The organism is Streptomyces sp. NPDC059256, from assembly GCF_042753785.1.
GTDB lineage: Bacteria > Actinomycetota > Actinomycetes > Streptomycetales > Streptomycetaceae > Streptomyces.
Genome location: NZ_JBHYZO010000005.1, coordinates 76,780 through 90,797, shown reverse-complemented (window position 1 = coordinate 90,797; position 14,018 = coordinate 76,780). Strand labels below are relative to the sequence as shown.

Genomic DNA, 14,018 nt, shown 5'->3' with positions numbered 1-14,018 from the left:
GGATGGGTCCGTCTCCGGATCCGGCTGTTTGCCGCATCAGCCGTCTCCGAATCAGCCCGTCTGCCGCATCAGCCCGCCTTGGGCACGAGGAAGTTCTCGCTGCGCCGACCTGCCACGTAGTCATTGACGTTCTGTACGGTCGCGGCGACGATCTGGCCCACCGCGTCCTCCGTGTAGTACGCCTGGTGCGAGGTGACGAGGACCTGGGGGAAGGTGACCAGTCGGGCCAGGGTGTCGTCCTCGATGGGCTCCAAGGACTTGTCGAGGAAGAAGAGTCCGGCCTCCGCCTCGTACACGTCGAGCCCCACGCCGGTGAACCTGCCCTTGCGCAACTCGCCCACCAGGGCTTCCGTGTCGATCAGTCCACCGCGGCTGGAGTTGACGAGGATGGCGTCGTCCTTCATCGCGCGCAGTGCGTCCCGGCCGATCAGATGGTGGGTGGCGGGCAGCAGGGGCACATGGAGGCTGACGAGGTCGGCGGACGCGAGCAGTTCGTCCTTGTCGACATAGCGCATGCCGAGTTCGACGCAGGCCGGGTTCTCCGTGATGTCCCAGCCCAATAGGTTCATTCCACAGCCGTGGGCGATTCGGGTGAATGCCTCGCCGATCTTTCCGGTACCGATCACTCCGACCGTCCGACCGTGAAGATCACGTCCCATGAGTCCGTCGAGGCGAAAGTCGAAATCGCGGGTGCGAGCGGAGGCGCGAACAATTCTGCGGTTGACCGCCATGGCCAGCGTCCAGGCGAACTCGGCCACGGAGTAGGGCGAGTAGAAGGACACCCGGGCAATGGTCAAACCCAGCCGCTCGGCCACTTCAAGATCGATATTATTGAATCCTGTGGAACGTTGAGCGATCATGGTGGTTCCGCCGACCGCCAGGGTTTGCAGCACGCGGCCACTGAGGTTGGCGTTGACGCTCGTGGAGATCGTTTCATAGCCGGCCGCGATGGGAGCCGTGTCCTGTGTGAGGAAAACCTCCACGCAGCGGACGTCGTGGAGTCCGGCGAATGCCCGCTCGATCAGGGGTTTCTCATCCGCCTGCACCCCGAAGGCAAGGATGTCCACGACTTCCTCCAGGAAGGTGAGCTGCGGGCCGGATATCGCGAAGGGTCCAGATATCGCGAATATACGACCCACAGCCCGGTGGCGCCGTTCAGCGTTGTGGATCAGCCGAAGAACACTCCGGCTTCCTCGTAGAGCTTCGGGTCGACGGTCTTGAGCTTGGAGGTCGCGTCCACGATCGGAACCCGGACGATGTCGGTGCCCTGGAGGGCGACCATCTTGCCGAAGTCGCCGTCCCGCACCGCGTCGATCGCGTGCAGCCCGAAGCGGGTCGCCAGCCAGCGGTCGAAGGCACTGGGTGTACCCCCGCGCTGAACATGGCCGAGAACCGTCGTACGAGCCTCCTTGCCCGTACGAGACTCGATCTCCTTCGACAACCACTCGCCGACTCCGGAGAGCCTCACATGGCCGAAGGAGTCGAGTGAGCCGTCCTTGAGCACCGCCTCGCCGTCCTTGGGCATGGCGCCCTCGGCGACCACGACGATCGGGGCATAGGTGGCTCTGAAACGCGAGGTCACCCACTTGCAGACCTGGTCGACGTCGAAGCGCTGCTCCGGGATGAGGATGACGTTCGCTCCACCCGCGAGACCCGAGTGGAGCGCGATCCACCCTGCGTGCCGGCCCATCACCTCCACCACGAGCACGCGCATATGCGACTCGGCCGTGGTGTGCAGTCGGTCGATCGCCTCGGTGGCGATGCCGACTGCGGTGTCGAATCCAAAGGTGTAGTCGGTGGCGGAAAGATCATTGTCGATGGTCTTGGGGACCCCGACACAGGGAATTCCGTACTCGCCCGAGAGCGCTGTCGCGACGCCGAGAGTGTCCTCGCCGCCAATTGCGATCAGTGCATCGACCTCGTGCTTTGCCAGATTTTCCTTGATCCGCCGAACACCGTCTTCTGCTTTGAGCGGGTTGGTTCGAGAGGAGCCGAGAATGGTGCCACCGCGAGGCAGAATGCCGCGAACTGCCGCGATGTCGAGCGGGATGGTGTCACCTTCGAGCGGTCCGCGCCATCCATCGCGGAAACCGACGAACTCGTACGCGTACTCCTGAATGCCCTTCCGGACAGCGCCACGGATGACGGCGTTGAGGCCGGGGCAGTCGCCGCCCCCGGTCAGTACTCCTACGCGCATGGATACTTCCCTTCGCCTGAATGGGCCCCAAAACCGTCTTCTGCTGGGGGACCCAGAACGGCAACGCTAGTGGTGAAACGCGTCACCGTGGGATGCGAGGGATAGCCAATTCCCACGCGAATTAAGGCCGTTGAAGCACTGCATAGGGAAGCTTTTTCACTCTTACGAGCGGGGTGGTGCTCGCACGCCCACCACCACCCGACCGTGGATAGGGCGCACGCCGGCGGGCGAACGAGATCACAGCGCGCAAAGGGAGGCAAGAAGGGCGTCCAGCCCCGAGAGCACGACGCCCGGCGCGGCGGTTTCCGAAACGCGCCACCGAAACGGCGGTGCGGCGCCCCGTTCCAGGGACGCCGCACCGGGGCGGAGAAGGTCCGCCGGGCGCGCCGGAGCGCTCAGGGGCCCGGCACAGCCATGGAGGCGAAACTAGCGACGACCACCCCGGGAGGTACGGGAACTGCTCGGGTGTCCGAGGCTGTCAGGGCCGTCCGGGGTGTCGATGCCACGCTCTATCGCATAGCGCACCAGTTCCACCCGGTTGTGCAGTTGCAGTTTGCCCAGGGTGTTCTGGACGTGGTTCTGCACCGTGCGGTGCGAGATGACCAGCCGCTCGGCGATCTGCTTGTACGAGAGCCCCTTGGCGACCAGCCTCAGCACCTCGGTCTCGCGGTCGGTCAGCTGCGGAGCCTTGGGCTCGTCCGCCCCCGCCGCGGGGACGGGCTCCGTGGCCAGCCTGCGGTACTCGCCGAGCACCAGCCCGGCCAGCCCCGGGGTGAAGACCGCGTCGCCGACGGCCGTCCGGCGCACGGCATCGGTCAGCTCCTGTGTGCTCGCGGACTTCAGCAGATAGCCCGTCGCACCCGACTTCACCGCTTCCAACACATCCGCGTGCTCACCACTGGCCGACAACACCAGCACCCGCACCCCCGGCAGCGCCCCGACCACTTCCTTGCACACCTGCACTCCGGGGAGTTCGGGAAGGTTGAGATCGAGTACGAGGACGTCCGGCACGGTCGCCTTGGCCCGGTGCACCGCCTGTCGGCCGTCACCGGCCGTGGCCACCACGTCGAACCCGGCCGCAGCCAGATCGCGGGCGACCGCATCCCGCCACATCGGGTGGTCGTCGACGACCATCACCCTGACCGCCTGCTCTTCCGTCATCTGCCGCTGCCTTCCCCCGTCGAACTTCATCGCTCTCGGTGAACTCATCGCTCTCGGTGAATTTGATCGATCCTGTGCAATCAAGCGAAAAAGTGCAATGAAGGGGACGAAGGATCTGCGGGCTGCGGTTCGCCCGGATGCACGGCGCCCTTCATTCCTCGGGCAGCATGCCCGGTCAACGTCACCGCTGGCGTGGCACCTTCAACTCGACCTCCGTCCCCTGCCCCGGTACGGAGAGCAGTTCGGCGGTGCCTCCGAGGTCGCGCAACCGACCGCGGATGGACTGGGCGACGCCCAGCCTGCCTTCCCCCTCGGCCTGGGCGAGACGGCCCTCCGGAATGCCGGGGCCGTCGTCCCGAACGGTGACGATCACCTCGTCCGTCCAGTCCTCCACCAGGATCCAGGCATTGGCGTCCGCTCCCGCGTGACGCCTCACGTTGTCCAGGGCGGCACCGACCGCGGCCGTCAGTTCGGCTGCCGCCAGGGCCGGGAGCTGCACCGGCGCGCCCGGCTCCGACAAGGTCACCTGAGGGCCCGCGTAGCGGGCGAGAAGGGAGCGCACATCGCACTCGTGGGCGTGCTCGTCGTAGTCCTCGCCCCCCAGGACGTACTCGGTCGTCGCTGCTCCCCCTGCCGCCGTTGATCCGCCAGATCCGCCAGACTCGGCGGCCCCCGGGCGGGTGACGGGCACGAGGCCACGGGAGACAAGGGTGCGCAGGGCGATCTCCTGCTCCCCCGCCATCCGACCCAACTCGGCCGCTTCGCCACCCAGGGCCGTACCGCGCCGCTGCACCATCGCCAGCACCTGGAGCACCCCGTCGTGGATGTCGCGGGCCAGCCGCTCCCGCTCCCGGGTCACCGCCTCGATCTCCAGCGCCCGGGCCAGGGTGCGTTCCGATGCCCGCGCGACCTCGACCACATAGCCGATGGCGATCGAGGCGACCCAGACCAGGAGCACATTGTGGAAGGTGTCGCGGCTGGGTTCGGCACGCTCGACGATGTTGGCGACGGCGACCAGGGAGGAGGCGAAGCCCGCCCACCGCCAGCCGCCCTTGATGGCGAAGGCCAGTACGGAGCCCGCGGTCCAGATCGACGGCAGGGTGGGTCCGTCGACGTGCGGTGCGTCCACGTCGGCGAGGGGAGTGATCAGGATGCCGGTGAGGGCGATGGTGAGGTCCACGCCCAGGAACCGCTTGGTGCAGCGGGTGGCGTTGGAGACCTGGGGCAGGGTGGCCAGCGTCCAGATCGCCAGCAGCGTCAGAAAGGCGAAGGCCACCCAGGGGCGCTCGAAGTCGTCCGGGGTGAAGGCGAAGAGGAGTATCGCGTACACCATCGTCAGGACGCGGTAGCCGGCGAGCGCGCGCCACAGGGGCAACTCGACCGACATCCGTCCGACCTGTCGGGCCTTCGTGCCCCCAGGTCCCCCAGGTCCCCCAGGTCCCCCAGGTCCCCCAACAGCCTCAGTGCCCTCGGTGCCCTCTGTGGGCTCGGTGTGCGCACCCTGTCCGGCCATGTCCCCCACCCCCCGATCGACGACGGCGCTCCTACGCGGCCGGCGGTCTGTCCGTGTGTTCGACGTCATCGGCCGGAGCGGCCTGCTCCACGGCCGGCGCCTTCTCCCGGGCCGTGTTCCCCCCGGCCTTCGCCGCCGCCTTGGCCGCCTTCTCCGCCTCCGCGATCTCCCGCTTGGCGACGGTGGCGTAGATGTCGACGTACTCCTGCCCGGAGAGCTTCATGATCTCGTACATGACCTCGTCGGTCAGTGAACGCAGAATGTAGCGGTCCTCCTCCAGTCCCTGATAGCGGCTGAAGTCGAGCGGCTTGCCGATCCGGATGCCCGGCCGCATCAGCCGGGGCACGACCTTGCCCGGCGGCTGGATCTTCTCCGTGTCGATCATGGCGATGGGGATCACCGGCGCACCGGTGGCGAGCGCCACCCGGCCGAGGCCACCGGGCTTGCCGCGGTAGAGCCTGCCGTCCGGGGAGCGCGTGCCCTCGGGGTAGATGCCGAAGAGATCGCCGCGTTCCACCACCTCGATACCGGCCCTGACCGCCGCCTGACCCGCTCCCCGCCCACCGGACCGGTCGACCGGGAGCTGTCCCACACCTTTGAAGAAGGCGGCGGTGAGCCGACCCTTGACCCCTGGCGAGGTGAAGTACTCCGCCTTCGCGATGAAGGTGACCTTGCGGTCGAGGACCGCCGGCAGGAAGAAGGAGTCGGAGAAGGAGAGATGGTTGCTCGCGAGGATCGCCGGGCCATCGGCGGGAATGTTCTCCAGACCCTCCACCCAGGGTCTGAAGGCAAGCTTCAGCGAGCCTCCGATGGAGAACTTCATTGCGCCGTAGATCAACTCGAATGCCTCCTGTTGCTGTCGAACAGACCTTAACCCGACGTGACCACGGGGCCGGTGCATCCCCCGCGCCGGTGGACTTATGGACCTGGTCGGTGTCAGTCCGGTCGCGTACGGTGAGATGCACCCCCTTCGATGCTTCATGCCACAGAACAGGAGACCCCGGTGCCGGTCCTTCCCGGAGCCGAGCCCTACCGCCATGAAGGCGGCGAGGTCGGCGTCCTTCTCTGCCACGGATTCACCGGTTCACCGCAGTCGTTGCGTCCCTGGGCGGAGTTCCTGGCCGAGCGGGGGTTGACCGTTTCCCTACCGCTGCTCCCGGGCCACGGCACGCGCTGGCAGGACATGCAGATCACCGGGTGGCAGGACTGGTACGCGGAGGTGGACCGGGAGCTGCGCGAACTGCTCTCGAAGTGTGAGGTCGTCTTCGTCTTCGGGCTCTCCATGGGAGGCGCCCTCGCCCTGCGGCTCGCCGCCCGGTACGGGGACGCGGTCCGAGGGATCGTCGTGGTCAATCCGGCGAACAAGGTGCACGGTCTCGCCGCGCGGGCACTGCCGGTGGCCCGCCATGTCGTCCGGACCACCCCGGGGCTGATCGACGACATCGCCAAGGAGGGCGCCCACGAGGTCGGCTACGACCGGGTACCGCTCCAGGCCGCGCACTCGCTGCGGAATTTCCTTCGGCTCGTCGACGGCGAGCTGCCCCAGGTCACCCAGCCCATGGTGCTCCTGCACAGTTTGCAGGACCATGTGGTACCGCCGGTCGACTCGGCGCGGATTCTCGGCCGGGTCTCCTCCACGGACGTCACTGAGGTCGTGTTGGAACAGAGCTACCACGTCGCGACGTTGGACCACGATGCGGAGCGGATCTTCCACGAGAGTTGTGCGTTCGTCGACCGGCTCGCTCCGAATGCCGTGAGGAAGGGGAGCACCGCCGGTGGCTGAGCAGCATGACGCGGACCGAGAGCCGCAGCCCATCGACGAGGAGGCGGCCTGGGCCGCCATCGTCGCGGGGTACGGGGATGAACCGGCTGACCCGCCGGGTGCCAAGCCGTTCAAGTCGGTGGAGGACCTCGCGCTCCTCGAAGGCGAGGTGAACGAGTCGCCCCAGGGCAAGGGGAAGGAGCCATCGCCCGAAGAGGACCAGGCGGCCGGGCTCGGCAGCTCCATCACCTTCGCCCCTGGGGTCGGCGGCGCCGGCCCCCGTGACTACCAGGTGGTCGAGCCGAACGAAGGCAACACCGACCAGGGCGACGACGGGGACGACGGCGAAGAAGGCCACTTCGTCCCCCCGGAGCCGCCGCCGCTGCCGGAGGCCGATGTCACGGCGAAGTTCGCCTGGCTGGCGGTGATCGGCGGTCCGGTGCTGATGCTGATCGCGGTTCTGCTCCAGTGGGAGATGACCTGGTGGCTGACCACCTTGTGCGTCGGCGGTTTCCTCGGCGGCTTCGCGACGCTGGTGGCCCGGATGGCACACGGTGACGAAGAGGACGACGACCCCGGTCGGGGCGCGGTCGTCTAAGGGCTGTCCGACGAAGTGCCTCGTCCGCCCGAAGGGCTCACGGGCCGGACGGGACGCGTCGGACAGGGCCTGCTGCAACACCCTTTAGGAACCCGCGAAGGCGGGGAGTACGGCGGGAATCCTGAGCGCGGCCAGTACGGGGAGATGATCGCTGGCCGCGCGCAGATCAGCGGCGCTCACCCCGGGATGGTCGAGCGGCACCCCGCAGCCGAGCACCTCGATGCCGTGGCTCGCGAAGACGGCGTCGATCCTGCGCCTCGGCCGGTCGGGATCGAAGGTGTTCTCCCCGCCCCACGGCGCAGTCGCCCAGCAGTCCTGCATCTGCTGGGCGATCCGTTGGAAGCTGTGTCCGGCAGGGGTCTCGTTGAGGTCTCCCGCGACGACGGCGTACGGCACGTCCATCGCGGTGATCTGGTCGATGAGCAACCCTGCCTGCGCCGGGCGCTCCGCATCCGACAGGCTCAAATGACAGCTGAGCGCACCGAATCTGGCACCGCCGATCGTGACCACGGCGGTGGCGAAGCCACGACGGTGCTGGCCTTGGACGAGCGGTAGCAGGACGTCCTGAGTCCGCTCGACGGTCGCCCGCAGTGAGCACAGGAGCAGAGGGCCGGCGGCGGTGGCGCCACCGCTGAGGACGAAGAGATCGGTCTTGGCGGCGAGCCGTGCGGCGTGCTTGCGCCAGCGGAAGAAGCGGGGCGCCTCCTGGATGAGGACGAGGTCGGGCGCGCAGGCCCGGATGACTCGGGCGAGGGCGTCCTCGTCGTCGCGCAGCGAGCGAACGTTGTAGCTGAGGACACGAACAACGGCGGAACCGTCGGGTTCGGTACGGGAGTTGGGTAGGACCGTGGCCATGCCAGCACCCTACGACGGAGTTGCCCGTGTTTCGTCAGGCTCGCCCGGGGCTGCGCGGCCGGCTGCACCCCCCTTCTCACGGTCGCGCCCCCTTCCCTGGCGCCCATGACCTCAGGGGGTGTGATGAGGGAGATGTCTGATGTGGGGGGAACCGGGTAGCCGCTTCCTCGAAGACCCCGGCGAGGCGGTGAGGACGTCATGAGCGGTATGACCTGGTGCGGCGGGCTGTGGGGATCGGTGCCCGCCACCGACCCGCAGCCGCGGCGGCCGGTCGTTACCGATGCGCGGCGGAGGCAGCCGCGACGGTCGCGACGGTTTCGGCAAGCGGGCCGCAACCGTGGACTCCAGGGCGTCGCCGCGGTGATGGCGGCACTCGGCCTCCAGGTCGCGTCGGCCGTGGCACTGGTCGCCATCGGGCAGGTGCTGCCCTGGTGGGCGTCCACGCTCATCGTTGCCGGGGTGCTGGTAGCCGGCGCCGCTGCACTGGCGGCACCGGACCGCAGAACCTCGCGACCTGCGGTGCCGTCGATCGCAAGGCGAGAGAACCGCCGAAGCCCGAGCGAGCAGACCCAGTACGCCGAGATCACAGGAAAGGGCACACGATGAACGGCATCCCCCACCCCCGACGCAACGTCCTCGACACCGAGGAGCTGCGCTCCCGTGCGCAGGACACCCGCGAACAATTGGGACAGACCATCGAGGCGCTCGCCGCGAAAGCCGAGGTGGGCGAGATGGGCGAGCAGGTCCGTGCGAAGGCGTCCGCGGCCAAGACCCAGCTGGCGGATGCGGCAACGGCCGTGAGCGACAAACTGCGCGAAGTCACGCCGCCGCCCGTGCAGGAGACGACGGCCCTGGTCGCCGAGACCGCACGGAGGAAGCGCGTGCCGCTGCTGGCCTTGGGCATAGCCACCGTGGCGCTGGTGGTGCTGGCCCGACGGAGGGGCCGGTGAAGGCGTCGAAACTGCTCTACAAGCCGGTCGGTGCCGGGGTCGGGGCGCTCGGCGGGCTGCTCGCCAGCGCGGCCTTCGGTCAGATCTGGAAGCGCCTCGGCCATGACGACAAGGCGCCCGGTCCCACGGACGAGGGCCGTGGCTGGGGCGAGGTGTTGATGGCCGCGGCACTCCAAGGGGCGGTCTTCGCCGTGGTGAAGGCGGCCGTGGACCGCGGCGGGGCCACGGCGACCCGACGGCTGACGGGAACCTGGCCCGGGTAGCTCCGGCCCTTCAGAGCCAGGGACGATCGAGGCCGGAGCGTCCGGGCAGGAATCGGCCGGTCCCTCCCGACCGACCTGCCCGCAGGGCGGTCTCCGGGACTCCGGGCGGAAGGCGGTCTCCGGGATGCGCCGGCGGTGAACCGACCGCCTGGGCGCTCCCGGGGCCTTCCGGCACCGGGAGCCGTCATGGACGCGCCATGGAATCGATGCGGACCCGCCGCAGACTCAGCGGCCCGCCAGCCATCCTCGCGAACCGGCCATCACCACGACCCGGCCGTCACCGCACACCACGCAGCAGCGATGCACCTAGCCCTGGCGTGCCAGGTCCGCGGCGCCCACCAAGCCCGCCTTGTTGCCCAGTTGGGCGGCGAGGACCTGGGCGTGGGGTCGCCACTGGCCACCGATCAACCAGCGGCGGAAGGACTTGCGGATCGGTTCGAGGACCAACTCCCCCTCGTCCGACACCCCGCCACCGACGATGAAGGCCGACGGGTCGAACAGCGAGGCGAGGTCCGCCAGGCCGGCCCCGGCCCAGCGGGCGAGTTCCCGGAAGGAGTCGACCGCCACCGGGTCGCCCTGGCGGGCGGCGGCGCTGACGTGCTTGCCCTCGATGCCGTCGACCGTGCCGTCGCCGAGGCCCAGGAGGATCTTCGCGTTCTCGGGGGTGGCGTTGGCGCGCTGGCGTGCGTAGCGCACGAGGGCACGGCCGGACGCGTACTGCTCCCAGCAGCCCTGGCTGCCACAGCCGCAGAGCAGACCGTCCGGGACCACGCGGATATGACCGAACTCGGCGGCCACCCCGTAACGTCCCCGGCGTAGCTTGTTGCCGATGATGATGCCGCCGCCGAGGCCCGTGCCGAGCGTGATGCAGATGACGTCGTCGTGTCCCTGGCCGGCCCCGAAGCGGTACTCGCCCCAGGCCGCGGCGTTGGCGTCGTTCTCGACGACGACCGGCAGCCCCACGCGCTGCTCGACCTTGTCCTTGAGGGGTTCGTGACGCCAGTCGATGTTGGGCGCGAACAGTACGGTGGCCCGCTTGTCGTCCACATAGCCCGCGGCGCCGATGCCGACCGCTGAGACCTCGTGCCCCTCGCCCGCCGCACCTACGGCGGTGCAGATGGCGTCCACGATGCCGCTGGGGGTCGGTGGAGTGGGCACCTTGTGTGTCTTGAGGATCGTGCCCGCCTCGTCGACAACGCCCGCAGCGATCTTGGTGCCGCCGATGTCGACGCCGATGGTGAGTCCCATGTGCCCCTCAGTTCCCGGTATGGCCACTGGCTTCAACCGTACCCGAGGGCAACAGGACCATGATCAGTCCAGGTCGATGTGTTCGCCGCCACCGGGTTCGTCGTCGCGCGGATCCCCGGACTTCTTCGCGGGACCGGAGTCCTTCGCGGAATCGGTCGGCTTCTCGGTCCCCTGGGTCCAGCGGCGTTCCTGGCCCTCGACGGCGGAGCGGTAGGCCGCGAGCAGCTCACCGCCCGCGGCGGCAAGATGGTCGAAGACCTGGGGATTGCGCTGCAACACCGGCTCGACGGCGGACTTCGCCTGATTGACCAGTTGCTGCACGGCGCTCTGCGCTGCGACCCCCGGCAGGGACGACTGGAACTCATTGACCTTGTCGGCCACGGCACCGAAGAGTTTGCGCAGCTCATCGCCGGCGGAGCCGGGCGGAGGGCCGTACTCGGCGCGGCGGCGGGCCTTTTCGGACGCGAGGTCTTCGGCGCAGGCGTCGGCCCATGCGTCGGCGTCGGCTGGCCGCTCGGTGGCATCGCTCATGGCGTACTCCTGCACAGGGCGTTGGTCCGGCGATGGGTGTTCGTACCCTCGACGTTACCCGAACGGACGCGAACGGTTCAGCGAGTGCGCGGCCAGAGATCGGGGTCCGGGGTGAATCGGACCTTGAGGGCGCCCTCCTTCAGGGCGGCCCCGGAGACGGTGCAGCGGCGCAGGGCGGACGGCAGCGGAACGATCCTGCGGAAGGGGCCGACGGTCAGGACGAGCTCTTCGCCACGCCGCACGAGATGTACGTCTCCCTTGCTGGCCCCCGGCAACGGAATGTCCCAGACGAACGTGCCGTCCTCGTCGCGCAGGTCGATGACCCGCTTCGACTCGACGTCACCGGCCTCCTCCGCGCCCGCGTCCACAGCAAGCGGAAGGGGCGGTCCAGCGGCTTCGGGAAACAGGTCCGCCCCGATGTCCTGGAGTGCCGCGATGCCCCGGGACTCCCGTCCTATGTGGGTGACCTCGCGGACGCGCGGCCCCCACTCCGCGTGCCACTCGTGCAGCGTCTTCTCCTGCTGGGCTGCGAGGCCCGCGAGCCAGGGATCGGCCGAGTGCCGGGGGAGGACCCGATTGGCGATCACCGCGTCCACGCGCAGGTCGTGCAGGGCGAACCCGGTACGGGCGGTCCGCAGCGCATCGGCGGCGGTGGAGCCCGGCTCGGCGACCAGGTGCACCACCGTCTGCGGTGAGGCGACCACCTGCTGGACCGCGGCGAGTTCGGTGTCCCAGCCCGCTGCCGTGTCGTACAGCAGTTGGGCGGGCATGGGGACGCCGGCGAGTTGGGCGAGCACGGGACGCAGCGCGCGGGCGGCCTGGCGTTCCGGGGGCAGCAGTCGGCGCAGATAGCGACGGAGCTGCTCGGGCAGGGCGAGCAGTGCGATGGCTTCGCGTACCGGGGGCAGGTCCACGACGACCGCGTCCCAGTCGCCGGCCGCCGCCGCGGTCACCGCCTTGAGCAGGGCGAACTGCTCGCTGCCCGGGAGCTCGGTCAGTTCCTCGTCCGCGAGTCTGGTGGCGCCGAGGAGGTCGAGGGCGGTCGCACCGCGTTCTTGCCAGGACAGGAACTCGGCCCGGAAGCGGGGCGCGCTGTCGATCGAGGCGGCCCAGAGTCCTTCGGTGATCTCGACGGCTCGCAGACCGTCGGCGATCTCGGTCGTACGCAGCCCGGGGGCGGGTGTGACGGGCACGCCGAGGGGGGTGCCGGGGTCGGTGGAGAGCAGGAGGACCCGTGCCGCTCGGGCCGCGGGTGTCGCTGCCGTCGGTCGGGCCAGGGCGAGGGCGGTCGCCGCAGCGACGGTGGTACGGCCCGCGCCGCCGAGTCCGGTGACGAGGACCAGGTGCATCAGTGGGAGTGTCCGCTCTCGACGCGCTTCTTCAGTCCGTCCAGGGCCCGGTCGATGATGACCTTCTCGGCCTTGCGCTTGATCATCCCCAGCATCGGGATCTTGACGTCGACGGTGAGTCGGTAGGTGACTTCGGTACGGTCGCCGCCGACCGGGGTGAGGGTGTAGGAGCCGTCGATGGCGCGCAGCATCTGCGACTTCACCAGGGTCCAACTGACCTGGTTCGCACCGTTCCAGGTGTAGGCGAGGGTGTGGTCGTCCTTGATCGCGCCGGCGTCGAGGACCAGCCGGACCTGCTCGGCGCGGCCGTCGGCGTCCCGGGAGATCACCTCGGCCTGCTTGACCTCCCCGGTCCATTCCGGATAGCGGTCGAAGTCCGAGATCACTCCCATCACTTCGGCCGGTGCCGCCTCAATGGTGATGCTTGAGCTGGTGTGTTCCGCCATCGCTGCGGCTCCCTGGAGTGCGGGTACGGACCGGTGTTGATGGTGGGAAGGCTATCGCGACCGGGGGTGCCCTCCGTCTGCGGCCCTCCAGCCTCCAGGGCGCGTTCCAGGAGTGGGCGGCCGAATCTCAGCGGCTGCTCCATGCTGTCCGGGTGGTGTTCACCACTCCAGGCTCCAGGGACGGCCCGTTGAGGCGAAATGCCCCACATTGACACATTCGGTGGCCGCGATGCGCATCCGAGCGACGAGTGGCTGGTGGACATGGCCGAAGAGCGCGTACCGGGGTCGGGTGCGATGGATGGCGGCCAGCAGCGCGGAGCTACCGCGTTCGAAGCGGCGGGCGACCGTGTCATAGGTCAGTTCGGGCACATCGGGCGGGATGTGGGAGCAGAGCACGTCCACATCTCCCAGCGCCTCGACCTTCGCCGCGTACTCCTCGTCCGAGATCTCATAGGGCGTGCGCATCGGCGTGCGCAACCCGCCGCCGACGAATCCGAACACCAGACCGCCGATTTCGGCCCGCTGACCATCGAGAACGGTGGTGCCGTCATGGGCGTATTCCGGCCATAGTGCAGGGATATCGACATTGCCGTAGGTGGCGTACGTAGGGACGGGAAAAGCCGCAAACAGTTCTGCGTACTGTCGGCGTACCGCCGCCTCGATCGTGCTGTCCCGGTCCTCCCCCAGTTCCGCCCAGAGGCCACGGGCCAGCTCCCGCGCCTCCTCGAACCGGCGGGAGGTGCGCAGACCCACGATCAGCTCGGCGTTCTCGACTCCGAACAGATCGGGAAAGATGCCGCGGGAGCGGTCGGCGTAGTCGAGGAAGAGGACGAGGTCTCCGAGACAGACCAAGGCGTCGGCGCCGTCTCCCGCCCTGGCGAGGTCGTCGACGTTGCCGTGCACATCACTGATCACATTGACCCGCATGGCGGTCACCCTAAGACGCGTCGCGGTGGCTGGACAGTGGGGCAGGCCGGTCGTTCTTCCGGGTCCGGCAAGGATTGGACTACTCTGCGCGAAGTACTGCCATGAACATGTGACGCAGGGAACATCTGGCCGGAAACCCCTACCCGGAACCGAGTACCGGTGGGTAACGTCCGGGCAGTCTGCTTCTGCTCACACCCAGGAGCACCCGCCCGATCTTG

General features: G+C 68.8%; 16 protein-coding genes. 5 read left to right on the top strand and 11 right to left on the bottom strand.

Annotation, left to right across the window (positions count from 1 at the left end):
- Positions 1–68: 68 nt before the first annotated feature.
- The 5 genes from ACFXJL_RS14335 to ACFXJL_RS14315 form a co-directional block, all read right to left on the bottom strand.
- Positions 69–1,067 carry a 2-hydroxyacid dehydrogenase gene (locus ACFXJL_RS14335; RefSeq protein ID WP_384634697.1) on the bottom strand — a complete coding sequence of 333 codons (999 nt, stop codon included), beginning with the start codon at positions 1,065–1,067 and terminating at the stop codon, positions 69–71.
- 101 nt (positions 1,068–1,168) lie between these two features.
- Entirely contained in the window at positions 1,169–2,197 is a 1,029-nt protein-coding gene (locus tag ACFXJL_RS14330; RefSeq protein WP_384692265.1) for a 6-phosphofructokinase, read from the bottom strand.
- Between the two features lie 426 nt (positions 2,198–2,623).
- Positions 2,624–3,358 carry a response regulator transcription factor gene (locus ACFXJL_RS14325; protein WP_358880156.1) on the bottom strand — a complete coding sequence of 245 codons (735 nt, stop codon included), beginning with the start codon at positions 3,356–3,358 and terminating at the stop codon, positions 2,624–2,626.
- A gap of 181 nt (positions 3,359–3,539) precedes the next feature.
- On the bottom strand, positions 3,540–4,745 hold the full coding sequence (gene macS, locus ACFXJL_RS14320; protein WP_358880116.1) for a MacS family sensor histidine kinase: 1,206 nt from the start codon (positions 4,743–4,745) through the stop codon (positions 3,540–3,542).
- Positions 4,746–4,902: 157 nt separating this feature from the next.
- Positions 4,903–5,694: a lysophospholipid acyltransferase family protein gene (locus ACFXJL_RS14315; protein ID WP_358880155.1), complete on the bottom strand. Its 792-nt coding sequence runs from the start codon at positions 5,692–5,694 to the stop codon at positions 4,903–4,905.
- A gap of 180 nt (positions 5,695–5,874) precedes the next feature.
- Between ACFXJL_RS14315 and ACFXJL_RS14310 the strand changes: the two genes are divergently transcribed.
- Both ACFXJL_RS14310 and ACFXJL_RS14305 read left to right on the top strand, forming a co-directional pair.
- The gene (locus ACFXJL_RS14310) at positions 5,875–6,654 is read left to right on the top strand and encodes an alpha/beta fold hydrolase (protein ID WP_358880115.1); all 780 of its coding nucleotides are present in this window, start codon (positions 5,875–5,877) and stop codon (positions 6,652–6,654) included.
- Positions 6,647–7,231: a hypothetical protein gene (locus tag ACFXJL_RS14305; protein WP_384692260.1), complete on the top strand. Its 585-nt coding sequence runs from the start codon at positions 6,647–6,649 to the stop codon at positions 7,229–7,231. The genes ACFXJL_RS14310 and ACFXJL_RS14305 overlap by 8 nt, the downstream gene beginning before the upstream one ends.
- A gap of 84 nt (positions 7,232–7,315) precedes the next feature.
- On the opposite strand, the gene ACFXJL_RS14300 is transcribed toward ACFXJL_RS14305, so the two are convergent.
- Positions 7,316–8,086, bottom strand: coding sequence for an endonuclease/exonuclease/phosphatase family protein (locus ACFXJL_RS14300; RefSeq protein ID WP_358880113.1), 771 nt, complete (start codon positions 8,084–8,086; stop codon positions 7,316–7,318).
- A 198-nt stretch (positions 8,087–8,284) separates the two neighbouring features.
- Between ACFXJL_RS14300 and ACFXJL_RS14295 the strand changes: the two genes are divergently transcribed.
- The 3 genes from ACFXJL_RS14295 to ACFXJL_RS14285 are packed head-to-tail and all read left to right on the top strand — an operon-like array spanning position 8,285 to position 9,299.
- On the top strand, positions 8,285–8,692 hold the full coding sequence (locus ACFXJL_RS14295; RefSeq protein WP_384692256.1) for a phage holin family protein: 408 nt from the start codon (positions 8,285–8,287) through the stop codon (positions 8,690–8,692).
- The gene (locus tag ACFXJL_RS14290; RefSeq protein WP_384692254.1) at positions 8,689–9,036 is read left to right on the top strand and encodes a hypothetical protein; all 348 of its coding nucleotides are present in this window, start codon (positions 8,689–8,691) and stop codon (positions 9,034–9,036) included. The genes ACFXJL_RS14295 and ACFXJL_RS14290 overlap by 4 nt, the downstream gene beginning before the upstream one ends.
- Positions 9,033–9,299 (top strand): DUF4235 domain-containing protein, encoded by a 267-nt coding sequence (locus ACFXJL_RS14285; RefSeq protein WP_358880110.1) that lies wholly within the window; start codon positions 9,033–9,035, stop codon positions 9,297–9,299. Before ACFXJL_RS14290 ends, ACFXJL_RS14285 begins: the two co-directional genes overlap by 4 nt.
- Before the next feature lie 306 nt (positions 9,300–9,605).
- Here ACFXJL_RS14285 and ACFXJL_RS14280 read toward each other — a convergent pair whose 3' ends face one another.
- The 5 genes from ACFXJL_RS14280 to ACFXJL_RS14260 all read right to left on the bottom strand — a co-directional run bounded on the left by ACFXJL_RS14280 (position 9,606) and on the right by ACFXJL_RS14260 (position 13,800).
- Complete coding sequence (locus ACFXJL_RS14280; protein ID WP_358880109.1) at positions 9,606–10,547, bottom strand: ROK family glucokinase; 942 nt, start codon at positions 10,545–10,547, stop codon at positions 9,606–9,608.
- Between the two features lie 63 nt (positions 10,548–10,610).
- Positions 10,611–11,078 (bottom strand): DUF5304 domain-containing protein, encoded by a 468-nt coding sequence (locus tag ACFXJL_RS14275; RefSeq protein ID WP_358880108.1) that lies wholly within the window; start codon positions 11,076–11,078, stop codon positions 10,611–10,613.
- A gap of 77 nt (positions 11,079–11,155) precedes the next feature.
- Positions 11,156–12,427 (bottom strand): ArsA family ATPase, encoded by a 1,272-nt coding sequence (locus ACFXJL_RS14270; protein ID WP_384634675.1) that lies wholly within the window; start codon positions 12,425–12,427, stop codon positions 11,156–11,158.
- Positions 12,427–12,873, bottom strand: coding sequence for an SRPBCC family protein (locus tag ACFXJL_RS14265; RefSeq protein ID WP_329017556.1), 447 nt, complete (start codon positions 12,871–12,873; stop codon positions 12,427–12,429). The genes ACFXJL_RS14270 and ACFXJL_RS14265 overlap by 1 nt, the downstream gene beginning before the upstream one ends.
- Before the next feature lie 159 nt (positions 12,874–13,032).
- Positions 13,033–13,800: a metallophosphoesterase gene (locus ACFXJL_RS14260; RefSeq protein ID WP_384634672.1), complete on the bottom strand. Its 768-nt coding sequence runs from the start codon at positions 13,798–13,800 to the stop codon at positions 13,033–13,035.
- Positions 13,801–14,018: the final 218 nt, after the last annotated feature.

What these genes read in the sequence shown, in the direction of transcription:
- ACFXJL_RS14330 (WP_384692265.1), bottom strand. Translation starts at nt 2,197, where the DNA reads ATGCGCGTAGGAGTACTGACCGGGGGCGGCGACTGCCCCGGCCTCAAC.
- ACFXJL_RS14325 (WP_358880156.1), bottom strand. Translation starts at nt 3,358, where the DNA reads ATGACGGAAGAGCAGGCGGTCAGGGTGATGGTCGTCGACGACCACCCG.
- macS (WP_358880116.1), bottom strand. Translation starts at nt 4,745, where the DNA reads ATGTCGGTCGAGTTGCCCCTGTGGCGCGCGCTCGCCGGCTACCGCGTC.
- ACFXJL_RS14315 (WP_358880155.1), bottom strand. Translation starts at nt 5,694, where the DNA reads ATGAAGTTCTCCATCGGAGGCTCGCTGAAGCTTGCCTTCAGACCCTGG.
- ACFXJL_RS14300 (WP_358880113.1), bottom strand. Translation starts at nt 8,086, where the DNA reads ATGGCCACGGTCCTACCCAACTCCCGTACCGAACCCGACGGTTCCGCC.
- ACFXJL_RS14295 (WP_384692256.1), top strand. Translation starts at nt 8,285, where the DNA reads ATGAGCGGTATGACCTGGTGCGGCGGGCTGTGGGGATCGGTGCCCGCC.
- ACFXJL_RS14290 (WP_384692254.1), top strand. Translation starts at nt 8,689, where the DNA reads ATGAACGGCATCCCCCACCCCCGACGCAACGTCCTCGACACCGAGGAG.
- ACFXJL_RS14280 (WP_358880109.1), bottom strand. Translation starts at nt 10,547, where the DNA reads ATGGGACTCACCATCGGCGTCGACATCGGCGGCACCAAGATCGCTGCG.
- ACFXJL_RS14275 (WP_358880108.1), bottom strand. Translation starts at nt 11,078, where the DNA reads ATGAGCGATGCCACCGAGCGGCCAGCCGACGCCGACGCATGGGCCGAC.
- ACFXJL_RS14270 (WP_384634675.1), bottom strand. Translation starts at nt 12,427, where the DNA reads ATGCACCTGGTCCTCGTCACCGGACTCGGCGGCGCGGGCCGTACCACC.
- ACFXJL_RS14265 (WP_329017556.1), bottom strand. Translation starts at nt 12,873, where the DNA reads ATGGCGGAACACACCAGCTCAAGCATCACCATTGAGGCGGCACCGGCC.
- ACFXJL_RS14260 (WP_384634672.1), bottom strand. Translation starts at nt 13,800, where the DNA reads ATGCGGGTCAATGTGATCAGTGATGTGCACGGCAACGTCGACGACCTC.